General features: G+C 66.7%; 13 protein-coding genes and 1 tRNA gene (1 of these 14 cut by a window edge). 9 read left to right on the top strand and 5 right to left on the bottom strand.

Features of this window, described 5'->3' with window-relative positions:
* Nucleotides 1–3,441, bottom strand: the 5' portion of a protein-coding gene (gene gltB / locus NWE53_RS14475; protein ID WP_265050088.1) for a glutamate synthase large subunit. The gene continues 1,248 nt to the left of window position 1, outside the view; only the first 3,441 of its 4,689 coding nucleotides appear in the window; the start codon lies at nucleotides 3,439–3,441; its stop codon lies beyond the left edge, outside the window.
* Between the two features lie 613 nt (nucleotides 3,442–4,054).
* Between gltB and NWE53_RS14480 the strand changes: the two genes are divergently transcribed.
* A complete protein-coding gene (locus tag NWE53_RS14480) occupies nucleotides 4,055–5,110 on the top strand; it encodes a threonine aldolase family protein (RefSeq protein ID WP_265050089.1) in 1,056 nt (351 codons plus the stop codon).
* Between the two features lie 93 nt (nucleotides 5,111–5,203).
* Nucleotides 5,204–6,160 (top strand): hypothetical protein, encoded by a 957-nt coding sequence (locus tag NWE53_RS14485; RefSeq protein ID WP_265050090.1) that lies wholly within the window; start codon nucleotides 5,204–5,206, stop codon nucleotides 6,158–6,160.
* Between the two features lie 90 nt (nucleotides 6,161–6,250).
* Here the strand turns inward: NWE53_RS14485 and NWE53_RS14490 are convergent, their stop codons facing one another.
* Entirely contained in the window at nucleotides 6,251–6,718 is a 468-nt protein-coding gene (locus NWE53_RS14490; protein WP_265050091.1) for an Hsp20 family protein, read from the bottom strand.
* 209 nt (nucleotides 6,719–6,927) lie between these two features.
* Here NWE53_RS14490 and NWE53_RS14495 point away from each other — a divergent pair, with 209 nt between their 5' ends.
* On the top strand, nucleotides 6,928–7,983 hold the full coding sequence (locus NWE53_RS14495) for an alpha/beta fold hydrolase (protein WP_265050092.1): 1,056 nt from the start codon (nucleotides 6,928–6,930) through the stop codon (nucleotides 7,981–7,983).
* Here the strand turns inward: NWE53_RS14495 and hisN are convergent.
* Both hisN and NWE53_RS14505 read right to left on the bottom strand, forming a co-directional pair.
* Nucleotides 7,888–8,670 (bottom strand): histidinol-phosphatase, encoded by a 783-nt coding sequence (gene hisN, locus NWE53_RS14500; protein ID WP_265050093.1) that lies wholly within the window; start codon nucleotides 8,668–8,670, stop codon nucleotides 7,888–7,890. The two genes, NWE53_RS14495 and hisN, sit on opposite strands and share 96 nt — an antisense overlap.
* Nucleotides 8,671–8,990: 320 nt before the next feature.
* On the bottom strand, nucleotides 8,991–9,911 hold the full coding sequence (locus NWE53_RS14505) for an N-formylglutamate amidohydrolase (protein WP_442865034.1): 921 nt from the start codon (nucleotides 9,909–9,911) through the stop codon (nucleotides 8,991–8,993).
* Between the two features lie 221 nt (nucleotides 9,912–10,132).
* On the opposite strand from NWE53_RS14505, the gene cpdR reads away from it, so the two are divergent.
* Nucleotides 10,133–10,492: a cell cycle two-component system response regulator CpdR gene (cpdR, locus tag NWE53_RS14510; protein ID WP_038363805.1), complete on the top strand. Its 360-nt coding sequence runs from the start codon at nucleotides 10,133–10,135 to the stop codon at nucleotides 10,490–10,492.
* A gap of 266 nt (nucleotides 10,493–10,758) precedes the next feature.
* Nucleotides 10,759–10,833: transfer RNA gene (locus tag NWE53_RS14515), tRNA-Val, on the top strand.
* 80 nt (nucleotides 10,834–10,913) lie between these two features.
* Here the strand turns inward: NWE53_RS14515 and NWE53_RS14520 are convergent.
* The gene (locus tag NWE53_RS14520) at nucleotides 10,914–11,822 is read right to left on the bottom strand and encodes a LysR family transcriptional regulator (protein WP_265050095.1); all 909 of its coding nucleotides are present in this window, start codon (nucleotides 11,820–11,822) and stop codon (nucleotides 10,914–10,916) included.
* A gap of 226 nt (nucleotides 11,823–12,048) precedes the next feature.
* On the opposite strand from NWE53_RS14520, the gene NWE53_RS14525 reads away from it, so the two are divergent.
* From NWE53_RS14525 to NWE53_RS14540, 4 genes are all read left to right on the top strand, one after another.
* On the top strand, nucleotides 12,049–13,029 hold the full coding sequence (locus tag NWE53_RS14525; RefSeq protein ID WP_265050096.1) for a dihydrodipicolinate synthase family protein: 981 nt from the start codon (nucleotides 12,049–12,051) through the stop codon (nucleotides 13,027–13,029).
* Between the two features lie 35 nt (nucleotides 13,030–13,064).
* On the top strand, nucleotides 13,065–13,616 hold the full coding sequence (locus NWE53_RS14530; protein ID WP_265050097.1) for a 3-hydroxyanthranilate 3,4-dioxygenase: 552 nt from the start codon (nucleotides 13,065–13,067) through the stop codon (nucleotides 13,614–13,616).
* Between the two features lie 168 nt (nucleotides 13,617–13,784).
* Nucleotides 13,785–13,994, top strand: coding sequence for a hypothetical protein (locus tag NWE53_RS14535; RefSeq protein ID WP_265050098.1), 210 nt, complete (start codon nucleotides 13,785–13,787; stop codon nucleotides 13,992–13,994).
* Between the two features lies 1 nt (nucleotide 13,995).
* Complete coding sequence (locus NWE53_RS14540; protein ID WP_265050099.1) at nucleotides 13,996–14,970, top strand: MBL fold metallo-hydrolase; 975 nt, start codon at nucleotides 13,996–13,998, stop codon at nucleotides 14,968–14,970.

Here is a 14,970-nt window from a genome sequence, read left to right on the forward strand (position 1 = left end):
GAAGCCGAACTCGTCGGCCCCGAGCAGCGCGCCGATGATGACGTCGCGCCCGGTGCGCAGGCCGCCATCGACCTGCAATGCCACGCGCCCGCGCAGATGGTTCAGCACCAGCGTCTGCTGCGTCTCGGCCAGCCCGATCTCCCAGGGCGAGCCGGCATGCTTCAGCGAGGTCAGCGGGCTCGCGCCCGTGCCGCCCTCGAAGCCGGAGATGGTGATGTGGTCGGCGCGCGACTTGGCGACGCCCGCCGCGACCGTGCCGACCCCGATCTCGGAGACGAGCTTCACCGAGACATCGGCCGCCGGGTTGACGTTCTTCAGGTCGAAGATCAGCTGGGCGAGATCCTCGATCGAGTAGATATCGTGATGCGGCGGCGGCGAGATCAGGCCGACCCCCGGCGTCGAATGCCGGGTCCGCGCGATCTTGGCATCGACCTTGTGGCCGGGCAGCTGGCCGCCCTCGCCGGGCTTGGCACCCTGCGCCACCTTGATCTGCATCACGTCGGAATTGACGAGGTACTCGGTCGTCACGCCGAAGCGGCCCGATGCGATCTGCTTGATCGCCGAACGCTTGGAGCGGCCGTCCGGCATCGGCTTGAAGCGGATCGATTCCTCGCCGCCCTCGCCGGTGTTCGACTTGCCGCCGATCTGGTTCATCGCGATGGCGAGCGTCTCATGCGCCTCGCGCGAGATCGAGCCGAAGGACATCGCGCCCGTGGCGAAGCGCTTGACGATGTCGGCAGCCGACTCGACGCTCTCCAGCGGCACGGGCTGGCGCCCGTCATCCTCGGCCATCTTGACCTTGAACAGGCCGCGGATGGTGCTGAGCCGCTGCGCGTCGTCGTTCACCTGCCGGGCGAAATCCTCGTAGCGGTCCTGCGCGTTGAGGCGCACCGCATGCTGCAGCGCGGCGACGACGTCCGGCTTCCAGACATGGTCCTCGCCGCGGATGCGGTAGGCGTATTCGCCGCCGATATCGAGGCTGTTGCGGTAGAGCGGCGAGTCGCCGAAGGCGTCGCGGTGGCGGCGCAGGCTCTCCTCGGCGATCTCGTCGAGGCCGACGCCCTCGATCGCCGTGCCCGTGCCGAAGAAGAACTTCTCGACGAAGCTGGTCCGGAGGCCGACCGCGTCGAAGATCTGCGCGCCGCAATAGGACTGGTAGGTCGAGATGCCCATCTTGGACATCACCTTCAGCACGCCCTTGCCGACGGACTTGATGTAGCGCTTCACCACCTCGTCGGCGTCGACCTCCTCGGGGAAGGCGCCCTGCGCGTGCTGGTCGAGCAGGGTGTCAAAGGCGAGATAGGGATTGATCGCCTCGGCGCCGTAGCCGGCGAGGCAGCAGAAATGATGGATCTCGCGCGGCTCGCCGCTCTCGACGACGAGGCCGACCGAGGTGCGCAGGCCCTTGCGGATCAGGTGATGGTGCACCGCCGCCGTCGCCAGCAGCGCCGGGATCGGGATGCGGTCGGAGCCGACCTGCCGGTCGGACAGGATGATGATGTTGTAGCCGCCATGGACCGCCGATTCGGCGCGCTCGCAGAGCCGCTCCAGCGCGCCTTCCATGCCGGCGGCGCCTTCGCGCGCCGGATAGGTGAAGTCGATCGTCTTGGTGTCGAACCGGTCCTCGTAATGGCCGATGCAGCGGATCTTCTCGAGATCGTCATTGGTTAGGATCGGCGTGCGCACTTCCAGCCGCTTGCGCCGCGACGTGCCTTCGAGGTCGAGGATATTCGGCCGCGGCCCGATGAAGGAGAGCAGGCTCATCACCAGCTCCTCGCGGATCGGATCGATCGGCGGGTTCGTAACCTGCGCGAAGTTCTGCTTGAAATAGGTGTAGAGCAGCTTCGACTTGAGCGAGAGCGCCGAGATCGGCGTGTCCGTGCCCATCGAGCCCACGGCTTCCTGCCCGGTCACCGCCATCGGCGCCATCAGCAGGCGGACATCCTCGGTGGTGTAGCCGAAGGCCTGCTGGCGATCGAGCAGCGGCACGTCGGTGCGCGAGGCCCGCGCCTCGACCGGCGGCAGATCCTCCAGCACGATCTGGGTGCGCTTCAGCCAGTCCTTGTAGGGGTTGGCGAGGCACAGGGACGTCTTGATCTCGTCGTCGCCGATGATGCGGCCCTGTTCGAGGTCGATCAGCAGCATCTTGCCGGGCTGGAGGCGCCACTTCTCGACGATCTTCTCCTCCGGGATCGGCAGAACGCCGAATTCGGAGGCCAGCACCACGAGCCCGTCATCGGTGACGAGGTAGCGCGCGGGACGCAGGCCGTTGCGGTCCAGCGTCGCGCCGATCTGGCGCCCGTCGGTGAAGGCGATGGCGGCCGGCCCGTCCCAGGGCTCCATCAGCGCGGCGTGGTATTCGTAGAAGGCGCGCCGCTCGTCGTTCATCAGCGGGTTGCCGGCCCAGGCCTCGGGCACGAGCATCATCATGGCATGGGCCAGGGAGTAGCCGCCCTGCACCAGGAATTCGAGCGCGTTGTCGAAGCAGGCCGTGTCCGACTGCCCCTCATAGGAAATCGGCCAGAGCTTCGAGATATCCGAGCCGAACAGGTCGGAATCGACGCTCGCCTGCCGCGCCGCCATCCAGTTGACGTTGCCGCGCAGCGTGTTGATCTCGCCGTTATGCGCCACCATCCGGTAGGGATGGGCGAGCCGCCAGGACGGGAAGGTGTTGGTGGCGAAGCGCTGGTGGACGAGGGCGAGCGAGCTCTCGAAACGCGCGTCCTGCAGGTCCTTGAAGTAGGAACCGAGCTGGTTCACCAGCACCATGCCCTTGTAGACGATGGTGCGGCAGGACATCGAGACGGGGTAGTATTCCGCCGTCTTGCGCTCCTGATGCTTGTAGACCTTGTTCGAGACCGACTTTCTGAGGACATAGACCTGCCGCTCGAACTCGTCCTCGTCGGTGATGTCGCCGGGGCGGCCGACGAAGAGCTGGCGATGCACCGGCTCGGTCTCCAGCACCGCCTTGCCGAGGTCGGAGTTGTCGACCGGCACGTTGCGCCAGCCGAGGAAGACGAGCCCCTCCTCCTCGACGGTCTGGGAGATGATCTCCTCGCACAGCGCGCGGATCGCCGGATCGCGCGGCATGAAGAACTGGCCGATGGCGTAGTGGCCGGGCTCCGGCAGGTCGATGCCGATCCTGGCGCATTCTTCCTGGAAGAAGCGATGCGGGATTTGGGTGAGGATGCCGCAGCCGTCGCCGAGCTTCGGATCGGCGCCGACAGCGCCGCGATGATCTATATTGTGCAGGATCTGCAGGCCCTGCTGCACGATGGCGTGGCTCTTGCGGTTCTTCATGTCGGCGATGAAGCCGACACCGCAGGAATCCTTCTCGTTGGCCGGGTCGTAGAGGCCCTGATGCGTCGGCATGGCCGGATCGCGCACGGCCGGAAAACGCTCGAAGCTCACTGCGCCGCTCGGCTTGCTGGTCGCGCTCATCGTCAAACCCCGCTTCCCAGAACCCCGCTGGCTCGCCGCCGGCGGGAGACCCGTCAGTCCACAATCCTCTCCGCTGCGGCCTCGATGCCGACTTTGCGTCAGCAGCAAGGATGAGGCCAAGGCGGATCGGCCGTCGTCTTGTCAGAGGCTGGCTTGCGCTTTGTTTCCACCGCGCCCGCGTCCTCCGCAGGCGCCTCGGGCGGCTCTCGCCCGCTCGCGCCTGTCTTCAGGCCGTCGTTTTACGGACGGCGCACGTACGGTTGGCTTTGGCATCAGCAGCCCGGCCCCTCGTCATGCTCCGCTCCATTGCGACGGCGCGACCTCCAGCCTGAAGCGGCTTTCGGTCGGCGCGGTGAAAAATGGGACAGCAACACTGTCCTATTGCGATGAACTTGCCAGAATTCCAATCTACGCACAAGCGCCTATTTCGCACCGCGGCGAAATTTTATTGCAAAATCGAATCCGCACCAGACATTTCCGGCATGAAAGCACGACTCCGGCAGCACGCTTCTTGTTTTTGCGCCTCCTGCCACGTTTCAGCCCGGCGCGCCGCGCAAGCCCCCTTTCCGCACGGTCGCTTGGCAGCACATCGCCAGCCGCCTAACGCTGCGCCATGGATTTCTTCAGCGACAACACCGCCGCCGCCAGCCCCCGCGTCATGGCCGCCCTCGCCGCCGCCAATGCGGGCTCCGCCTCCTCCTACGGCAAGGATGACTGGACCAGTCGCGTCGAGGAGCGCTTTGCCGCGATCTTCGAGCGCGAGGTCGCCGTCTTCCTCGTGCTGACCGGCACGGCCGCGAATGCGCTGGCGCTGGCCAGCATCGTCCGGCCCTGGGGGGCAGTCATCACCCATGAGGAGGCCCATGTCGTCGAGGACGAATGCGGCGCCCCCGAATTCTTCACGGACGGCGCCAAGCTCGTCGACCTGCCCGGCGTGGGCGCCAAGCTGCGGCCGGAGACCGTGACCGAGGCGCTCTCCCATCTGCGCGCCGGCGATTTCCACCAGGTCCAGGCCCAGGCGCTGACGATCACCCAGGCCACCGAATGCGGGACCGTCTACACGCCGGCCGAAGTGCGGGCGTTGAAGGAGGCGATCACGCCGCGCGGCCTCAAGCTGCATATGGATGGCGCCCGCTTCGCCAATGCGCTGGTGACCCTCGGCTGCTCGCCGGCCGAGATCACCTGGAAGGCCGGCGTCGACGTCCTCTCCTTCGGCGGCACCAAGAACGGCGCGTTCGCGGCGGAGGCCGTGATCTTCTTCGACCCGGCCCATGCCGAGGAGATGAAATGGCGCCGCAAGCGCGCCGGGCAGACCCTGTCGAAGGGCCGCTTCCTCGGCGCCCAGTTCGAGGGGCTGCTCGCCGACGACCACTGGCTCGACCTTGCCCGCCATGCCAACGCCCAGGCGAAGCGGCTGGCGGAATCGGTGGCGCAGGGCAGCGAGGCACGCCTCGCCTGGCCCTGCCAGTCGAACGAGGTGTTCCTCGTCCTGCCGCCTGCCGTCCAGGAGCGATTGAAGGCGGCCGGCATCGGCTATTACGACTGGTCGGCCCGTTCGCTGCCGCCGGAGGCGCCTCTGCAGGATGGCGAGATCGTCGGCCGCTTCGTCATGTCCTTCGCGACAGAGCCCGACCATGTCGAACGCCTGATCACCGCAATTGCCGGTTGAAGCGGCGCATTTCAGCCCCGTTTCAAACCCCATGCCCGCCGCAATCCCTAACAAGACTGCCCGCAACCAACGCAGTCGTTAAGGAAGTATGGCATGGCAAATCGTTCGTCCGCACCGGGGCGCATCGCGCTGATGGGCCTGGTCGTGGCCGGCGCTCTGGCCGGCACGGCGGGAGCCGCCGGCGCCCAATACTACTACTATGACGAGGATCCGTACCCGGCCTACGGCTACGGCTATCGCTATGATTACGGGTATGCGCCGCGCCCGCCGAGGGCTGTGCCCCGTGCACCGGCGGCCGTCTCGCCTTACACGGTCAACCGCATCGCCGCGCGCAATTACGGCCTGGTCCGGATCGATCGCTCGATCCGGCGGGACGACACTTATGTCGTCGATGGCATCACCGCCGGCGGCCAGCGCCAGCGCCTGGTACTCGACGCCTATGCCGGCGAGCTGATCCGCCGCATTCCGCTGCGCGGCCAGTCCGTGCCGGCGCCCGATGTCGCCCGCGTCGATCCGCGCGAGGAACATGTGGCGCCGCGTCCGCGCCTCGCCCCCCAGCCGCCCGAACGACCCGCCGAGCTGAAACCGCCGGCCGAGGCGAGCGCTCCCGCCACGGTTTCGCCGCCCTCCCCGGCCGCGCCGCCCGTGCCCGAGCCGGCCAAGCCGGTAGAGCGCCCACCCGCCGAAGCCAGCGCTCCCGCCACCGTTTCGCCGCCCTCCCCGGCCGCGCCTCCCGTGCCCGAGCCGGCCAAGCCGGCGGAGAAACCGCCCGCCGAGGCGAGCGCCCCGGCGACGGTGGCCCCGCCGCCGGTGGTAAGGCCCCCGCAGCCCTCGCCCGGAGCGACCAATCCGGAGACCGGCGCCGACAAGCCCAGGCTGGTCAATCCGAGCGACGTGCGCGGCACCGAGGACGGCGAGCGCAAGCCGCCGCTGTCGACCGCCGCTCCGGCGCCGGAAGCGCTGTCCATGCCGCCCGTGCAGCATGTCGACCCGACTCCGACGACGCCAAAGCCCGAAACGCCGATCGCTCCGGTGGCTCCCTTGAACTGATGGTTCTGCCCCGAAGCTCTCATTTCTGACCAACAAAAAAGGCTCCCGTTTCCGGGAGCCTTTCTCTTTCAGCCCAGCGGGCTTTTCGCGTTACGCCGCCTTGGCGACCTTGGCTTCGAGCACCTTGGCCGAACCGCCGCCGATCGGAATCTGGCGGGGCTTCTTGGCCTCGGGGATCTCGCGCACGAGGTCGATATGCAGCAGGCCGTTCTCGAGGCTGGCCCCGGTCACCTGCACATAATCGGCAAGCTGGAAGCGGCGCTCGAAGGCGCGAGCGGCGATGCCCTGATGCAGGACCTCGCGCTTCTCGGCACCCTCGCCGACCTGCTTCTCGCCCTTGACGGAAAGCGTGTTCTCCTTCGACTCGATGGCGAGGTCGCCCTCACCGAAACCCGCGACCGCGATGGTGATGCGGTAGGCGTTTTCGGCGGTCCGCTCGATATTATAGGGCGGATAGGTCGGCGCCGCGTCGTTGCTCGTCGCCTGGTCGAGCAGAGAGAACAGGCGGTCGAAGCCGACGGTCGAGCGATAGAGCGGGGAAAGATCGAAATGACGCATGGTATGTCCTCCGAGGAAGCGACAATCTGGTCAGCCCGCCTCGTCTGAGCGCGGGCCTGGTTTGAGGTTGCGCAGCCGGTTTCGGCCTGCGCAGAAGTGATCTGGGGTGGCTTTCCGGCTTTTCAAGAGCCCTCGCCCGGAGGCATAAGCGAAGCCCGAGAGCAGTTCGGCGGCTGCGTGAAGCAGCCGCGGCGACGCGGAGTGAGCCGATGGCCGAGGCCGTTCTTTTCGCCCATCCCGGCTACCCCGTGCCGGGCCATGGCAGGGTGTGGTTCGCGACGACGCGGGACGGCGCGAGCTTGCGGTTCGCGAGTTGGCGCCCGACCGTCAAGCCGGTGCGCGGCACCGTCGTGCTTATCCAGGGCCGGGCCGAATTCATCGAGCGCTATAGCGAGGCCGTCGCCGAACTGCGCCGCCGCGGCTTCCATGTCCTCACCTTCGACTGGCGCGGCCAGGGCGGCTCGCAGCGCTTCGTCCGGCGCGAGCGCAAGGGGCACATCGGGCATCTCAAGCACTACGAGGCCGACCTCGCTTTGGCGATGGCCGAAATGCAGGCGAAGTTCCCGCCGCCCTATTTCGTGCTCGCCCATTCGATGGGTGCCGCGATCTGCCTCGATGCCGCCCGCTTCGGGGCCCTGCCGGTATCTCGCATGGTCGCGCTGGCGCCGATGCTCGGGCTCACCATGATCGCGCATCCGGTCCGGGCGAGCCGCCTCGCGAGCCTGCTGTTCTGGCTCGGCTTCGGCCGCGCCTTCATTCCCGGCGGCGGCGACACTGCGATCGCGACGAAGCCCTTCGAAGGCAACCGGCTGACGAGCGACGCCATCCGCTACGCCCGTAACAGCGCGCTCTCGGCCGAGGCGCGCCATCTCAGCATCGGCGACCCGACCATTGCCTGGGTCCGGACCGCATTCCGCCTCATGGCCCGCCTCAACGCGCCTTCGGCCGCGCTGGAGGTCAAAGTGCCCACGCTGATCGTCGCCGCCGGTCAGGACCCGGTGGTCTCGACGCCGGCGATCGAGCGCTTCGCGGCGCGCCTGAAGACCGGCTCGGCATTGGTCCTGCCGACGGCGCGCCATGAGATCCTGATGGAGAACGACGCGATTCGTGCCCAGTTCTGGGCCGCCTTCGACGCCTTCATTCCCGGCGAAGACCAGGCGGCGCCCGCCTCAGCCGGCGAGCCGCGCGAGAGCAGCCTCATGCAGCGCCTTGCTGCCGGCGGCGAGGATGCGCCCGCCACTGGCGGCGCTGCCGCCATCCCATGAGGTGACGATGCCGCCCGCGCCCTCGACGATCGGGATCAGCGCGACGATGTCATAGGGCTTGAGACCGCTCTCGATCACCAGATCGACATGGCCGGCGGCCAGCATGCAATAGGCATAGCAGTCGCAGCCATAGCGAGAGAGCCTGACCCCGCTTTCGACGCGGGCGAAGGCCTTGGCCTCCTCATCCTTGAACAACGCCGGAGAGGTCGTCATCAGCGTCGCGGCGGCGAGATCGGCCACAGGCCGCGTGCGCAGCTTCTTCGGCCCGCCCGGCCCCTCGTAGCGCGCCTCGCGCCCGTCCCCGGAATAGCGCTCGCCCGAGAAGGGCTGGTGCATCATGCCGTAGACCGGGACGCCCGCGCGCGTCAGGCCGATCAACGTGCCCCAGACCGGAATCCCCGAGATGAAGGCGCGCGTCCCGTCGATCGGGTCGAGCACCCAGACATACTCGGCCTCGGTGTTTTCGCTGCCGAACTCCTCGCCGAGCACGCCATGCTCGGGGAACTGCCGCTTGATCAGATGGCGCATCACCGATTCGCCGGCGCGGTCGGCCTCGGTCACCGGGTCGAACACGCCGCCCTGCGACTTGTCCTCGGTCGCGTGATGCGCGCGGAAGAACGGCAGTATGGCCCGCCCCGACTGCGTCGCCAGTTCCGCGACGAAAGCGCCGAAATCGACTGCGCTCATGACAATGTCTCCCGTTTGCTGCCCTGCAGCATCAGTGCCCTGGAATACCGGCTCGTAAATTGTTGAATGACGCGAAAACCCGGAAAACGTCGATAATCTCAAGTTTCGCCATGCGCCATGCGCATGCCATCTCCGATTTTCGTCGATTGCGCTTGCGTTTTGCACCGCACTCTCATATTGTGCACTGCGAAGGGGAGATCACCTCAAACCTTCATTGCCCTCCTTGGGCGTTTCCTCCCTAGACTTGGGCCGCCACGCAAGTGTGCGGCCCTTTTTTCTGGTTTGGCGCCCTTTCCCGTCAGAGATGGCCGGCCTCAAGCCTATTCGGCAGCCTCGCGCCAGTCGTCGAGCCATCCGCTCCAGCGCGCGAAGCAATCGGCCATCGCGCTCGCGATCGCCTGCTCGACTGCGGCGAAGCCGGAATGCGGCTCCAGAGTCGCCTCGTTCATGTAGAGCGACCGGTTCACCTCGATCTGCAGCGCATGAACGCCAGCCGCCGGAGCCCCGTAATGCTCGGTGATGAAGCCGCCGGCATAGGGCCTGTTGCGGGTGACGCTGAAACCGAGCCGGGTGAAGGCCTGCTCGGCGATGTCGATGATGTAGCCGGCGGCGCTGGTGCCGAAGCGATCGCCTAGGATGATGTCGGATTTCGACAGCCCGTCCCGGTCGAGCCCGGCCGAGGGCATCGAATGGGCATCGACGAGGATGCAGGTGCCGAACACGCCCTGCGTGCGCTGGACCAGGCTGCGAAGCCCGGCATGATAGGGCCGGTAGAGCTCGTCGATCCGCGCGAGCCCCTCCTGAATCGGGATCCGCCCGAAATAGATCTCCTGCGCATCGCCGACGATGCGGGGGATGGTGCCGAGCCCACCCGCGACGCGCATCGAGCGCGTATTGGCGAAGGGCGGCAGACGGCCTTCGAACATGCGCGGGTCGAGCTCATAGGGCTCGCGGTTGACGTCGAGATAGGCGCGCGGGAACTCCGCCACCAGCAGCGGCGCGCCCAGCGCCACGCTCTGCCCGAACAGCCGGTCGACGAAGGCATCCTCCGAGCGCCGCAGGCTGCGCAGCGGCAGCCGCGCCGCCTCGACGAAGCTTCGCGGATAGCGGCGCCCCGCATGCGGCACGTCGACCACGACCGGCACGACCTGGAGGGCTGGCTGGTACAGGCTGAACGGCCGCTCGATCTCGGCGACGACATCGTCGGGGCCGGGCGGAAAGGGGGCGGAGGAGAAGCTCATCTCGCGCGACTGAAGCACACAAACCACGCCGTTTGAAGCGGTGTCGTGAACCCATGGAAATCCCGAATTGGATTCACGCGTTGTTTACCACGATGCTGCCTTATACAACGGCATGGTTCCAACTGCGCGGACGGGTGAGTACCCAGCCGTTCCAGACCCGGCGGCCATCCGGGCGCCAGACGCATCGAAACACAGGCCTTAGGGACGGACAGAACAGGCCCATGACGAAGATATTGCTCGCGGAAGACGACAACGACATGCGTCGCTTCCTGGTCAAGGCCCTGCAGAATGCGGGCTACGACGTCGCTTCCTTCGATAACGGCCTCTCGGCCTATAACCGGCTCCGCGAGGAGCCGTTCGAGCTGCTGTTGACCGACATCGTCATGCCCGAGATGGACGGCATCGAGCTGGCACGCCGCGCCACCGAGCTCGACCCCGACATCAAGGTGATGTTCATCACCGGCTTCGCGGCCGTCGCGCTCAACCCCGATTCGCAGACGCCGAAGGATGCGAAGGTGCTCTCCAAGCCGTTCCACCTGCGCGAGCTCGTCAACGAAGTCGAGAAGCTGTTGGCCGCCTGAGAGCCAATTTGAAAATTCGTCAGGGCGTGTCGAGAAAGGGGTTTTTCGAGCATCGGAGCGCAGCGTACGTTTGTACGTGAGCACCGAAACGCAGAAAAACATCGTTCGCAGACCGCCATGACGAATTTGCAAACGGGCTCGGAGAATTTATGCGGCAAACGCCTTGCAAGCCGCGAAGCGAGCCGCTATAGCCCCCCTCACTCGCAGCGTGATCGCGGCCCGCACGGCCCCGGACACGCTTCCGGAAGCTGCTTCTGGCGGCAAACGGGCGCGTAGCTCAGCGGGAGAGCACTACGTTGACATCGTAGGGGTCACAGGTTCGATCCCTGTCGCGCCCACCATTTGATGCCCTTGAAATACAGGGACAGAAGGCCGCCTCACCGGGCGGCCTTTTTGCTTTCCGCAGCACCCGCATCGCGCTTCAGTTCTCCTCGCTCGGCGCCAGCTGTCGTACGAAGCGGCGCAGCAGCGTCTCGAAGGCCGAGAGCGCCGGCGAGACCGAGCGCCCGCTCGGCCGGATCATGACGATGTCCCGGGCGATCGAGGGTTCTGCCAATGGCCGCGCTATGACCGTCGCCGGCGCGACGGCCCTCGCATAGGTCGGGAGCACCGCGATCCCAAGCCCGGCCTCGACGAACGCCAGCGCCGTGGTGATCTGCGCGACCTCATGGGCCGGCTTCAGGGTGATTTCGGCGCTTTCATAGCCGACCTCGACCAGCAGGCGGATGCCGCTGTCTCGAGTCAGCGTGATCAGGGGCTCGTCGGCGAGATCGCGCCAGAGCACCGATTCCCGCTCCGCGAAGCCACTGCCCCGCGCGCAGAACAGCATCAGGCTGTCGCGGGCGAGCGGCGTGCGCTCGATATTATCCTCCAGCGCGGAGAAGGTCCCGACGCCGCAATCCGCCTTCCCGAATCGCACCGCTTCGACGACGAGATCGTTGCGGGCATCGATGATCACGACCTGAAGGCCGGGGTATTTCTCCTGCAGCGCGACGATCGTCGGCGGCATGATCACGGCCGCGAGCAGCGGCGGCACCGCGACCACGATGCGCCCGCGCCGGCGCTCCGCCAGCCCGTTGGCGTTCTGCACGGCCGTGTCGAGGTCCTGCACGATCTTCAGCGCCGCGCCGTGGAATTCGCGCCCGCCCTCGGTCAGCTCGACGCGCCGGGTCGTGCGATCGAGCACGCGGATGCCCAGCTCGCGCTCGAGGTCGCGCACGAGCTGGGAAAGCGCCGGCTGGGCCATGTGCAGCCGTTCCGCCGCCTTGGTAAAGGTGCCTTGCTCGGTCACGGCGAGGAAGGCCTGAATCTGGCGCAGCGTGATCGCCATGCGGTTCCCGGATTTATAAGGACAGGTTCCGAATTCATACGAATGTTATGAGTTGCCGTATACCCCGCCTGTCATGCCATCATCCCTCATCGCCCCAATCGCATACGGGGCGACGCCTGGGCGGGAACGCAAAGGATGGCGGCATGGGGGATGGACGGCGGGGACGCCGCCTCACCGAAGGCCGCCCTCCCGCCCGGATCGTTCCGGAATGCGAGGGTGAGGGTCGATGAAATACGCGAAGAAGGACGCCAAGGCCTATGCCCGCGCCCATATGAAGGGCATCTGGGCGGCCGCGCTCACCCCCTTCACCCCCTCGCTCGCGATCGACGAGGACGGCTTCCGGGAGAACATCCGTCACTGGCTCGACGATCTGAAGATCGACGGGCTGTTCATCGCCGGCAAGCAGGGCGAGTTCTTCTCGATGTCGATCGAGGAGCGCAAGCGCAACTTCGAGCTGGCGGTGGAGGCATCGGCCGGGCGCGGCCAGACCATCATGTCCTGCTCGGACCAGAACATGGACGTGGTGATCGACCTCGCGAAACACGCCCAGAAGGTCGGCGCCGACTACATCGTCGTGCACGCGCCCATCCTGCATTTCTTCAAGGCGCAGGACGAGACGGTCTACGAGTACTACCGGACCATTGCCGAGAAGGTCGATATCGGCATCGCGCTCTGGAGCCATCCGGACTCGGGCTATCTGCTCTCGCCGCAGCTCTGCAATCGCCTCGCCGACATCGAGAACGTCGTCGCGATCAAGTACAGCGTGCCGCGCCCGATGTATGCCGAGCTCACCCGGATGGCCGGCGACCGCATCCTGGTCAGCACCGCCTCCGAGGAGGAATGGCTCGACAACATCCTCGAGCTCGGCTGGCAGCTCTATCTCTGCTCCTCGCCGCCCTACCTGATCCAGACGGCGAACGATTTGCGCATGCGCGAATACACCGATCTCGCCTTCCGCGGCGAGGCCGACAAGGCGCGCGCGCTGCGCGACAGCCTGAACCCGGTGCGCGAGGCGCTGCGCGGCACACGGCCCGCCGAGAAGCCCCATTCCCACCAGAAATACTGGCAGGAGCTGCTCGGCCAGGTCGGCGGGCGGGTCCGGCCGCCGATGCTGGAGCTGACCGAGGCCGAGAAGGCCGCGACGCGCGCCGCCTTCGAAAGCTGCGGCCTGAAGCCCGGCCGCGCCCCGCTCGCCAAGGCCAGCTGAACAAGACCTGAGACGATAACGGGAGAGGTGGAGAAATGGCGACCGAAGGACGGCTGAAGGCCTTCAACTTCAACAAGTGGATCGAGGAGCACAAGCACCTGCTCAAGCCCCCGGTCGGCAACCAGCAGGTCTGGACCGATTCCGACCTGATGGTGACCGTGGTCGGCGGCCCGAACCGGCGCACAGACTATCATGACGACCCGGTCGAAGAGTTCTTCTACCAGCTCAAGGGCGACATGATGCTGAAGGTCGTCGACGACGGGAAGCATTATGACGTGACGATCCGCGAGGGCGAGATCTTCCTGCTGCCGCCGCATGTGCGCCACTCGCCGCAGCGCCCGCAGGAAGGCTCGATCGGCCTCGTCATCGAGCCGAAGCGTCCGGAAGGCTGGCTCGACGCCTTCGAATGGTACTGCTTCGAGTGCCAGGGCCTCGTCCATCGTGTGGAGGTCGACCTCGTCAGCATCGTCGACGACCTGCCGCCGCTCTACCGTGAGTTCTATGGCAACGAGCAGGCCCGTACCTGCCCGCATTGCGGCACCCTGCATCCGGGCAAGGAGCCGCCTGCCGGCTGGGTCTGCCTCTGACGAGCGTCGCGCCGCCCCCGGGCGGCGCGCCTACGGACCGCGCAGGGCGCGGTGACGCAAAGGCGCCGTGCTGGAATGGATCGGCAGGTAGCTTGGAACGACCGGAGTTCGGAATGAAACTGCGCGGAGCGCTGCTCGGCATCGCGTTATCCCTGGTGACCGCCGGCGGTGCCCCAGCGCAAGGCGATGCTGAAGGCGGACTTCGCATCGACCCGCGGCACCTTCAAGTTCGGCGCGAACCAGCATCCGGTGCAGGACTGGTGGGCCATGGTCGTCGACAAGGACGAGGCCGGAAAGCCGAGCCTGCGCACCCGGACCAAGTTGCTGAGCGAACAGGGGGATCCCTTCGCCGCGCAGTGCAAGCTGCGGGTGCCGTGACATGGCCGAGGTGACGCGCCTGCGACTTCCCGAGCTCTCTGCCACGGCTGACCTGCTGAGCATCGGTTCGACCCGAATCTATCGGGTCGCCGACATCGAGGGCATCGGTTGGCCGGCGAAGGCGATGTTCGGCTCGCTGACGCAGGCCGATCTGGCGGCGGCCGCCGCGCGATTGCCCGAAAGCGCCGTCGATGCCGCGAACGCGACTCTCGATCTCAGCTTCAACAGCTATGTGATCGCCCGGCCGGGCCTGACCGTCCTGATCGATGCGGGCATCGGCAATGACAAGGAACGGCCCGATCGCCCGGCATGGCATCGCCGCTCCGGGCGCTTCCTCGACGTCCTGACGGCGCTGGGCTTTCCTCCCGACAGCATCGATCTCGTCGTCAATACCCATCTCCACGCCGATCATGTCGGGTGGAACACGGTCCATGACGGGCAGCGCTGGCGGCCGACATTCGCGAGGGCGCGCTATGTGGCCCCCCGCGCCGAGCTCGATCACTGGTCGGCGCTCCACGACGCCGACCCGTCCGGCGCCACCCTGCACGGAGCCTTCGCGGACAGCGTCCTGCCGCTGGTCGAGGCGGGCGTCCTCACTGCCGTCGAGACGCCGGCGGAGATCGCGCCCGGCTTGTCTCTCGAGCCCGCGCCCGGCCACTCGCCGGGAATGACCATCGTCAGACTGAAGACGGAGGAGAACGATGTTTGTTTTCTGGCCGATCTCATCCATCATCCGATCCAGCTGATCATTTCCGGGCTGAACTCGAATTTCTGCGGAAACCCCTCCGAAGCGCTGTCGATGCGTGACCGCATCCTGCGTCGTTGCGCGGGGGAACATGTGATAGTCGCGCCCTATCATTTTGCTCCGCCGTCCTTCGGCAGGGTCGAAGAGACGGGAAGCGAGGTATCGTTTCGTTACCTTCCGGTATCGCGGGATCAGGTTGTCCTCACCGTGGACAAGCCGGGGAAATTATGA

It is taken from the genome of Bosea sp. NBC_00550 (assembly GCF_026020075.1).
Lineage (GTDB): Bacteria > Pseudomonadota > Alphaproteobacteria > Rhizobiales > Beijerinckiaceae > Allobosea.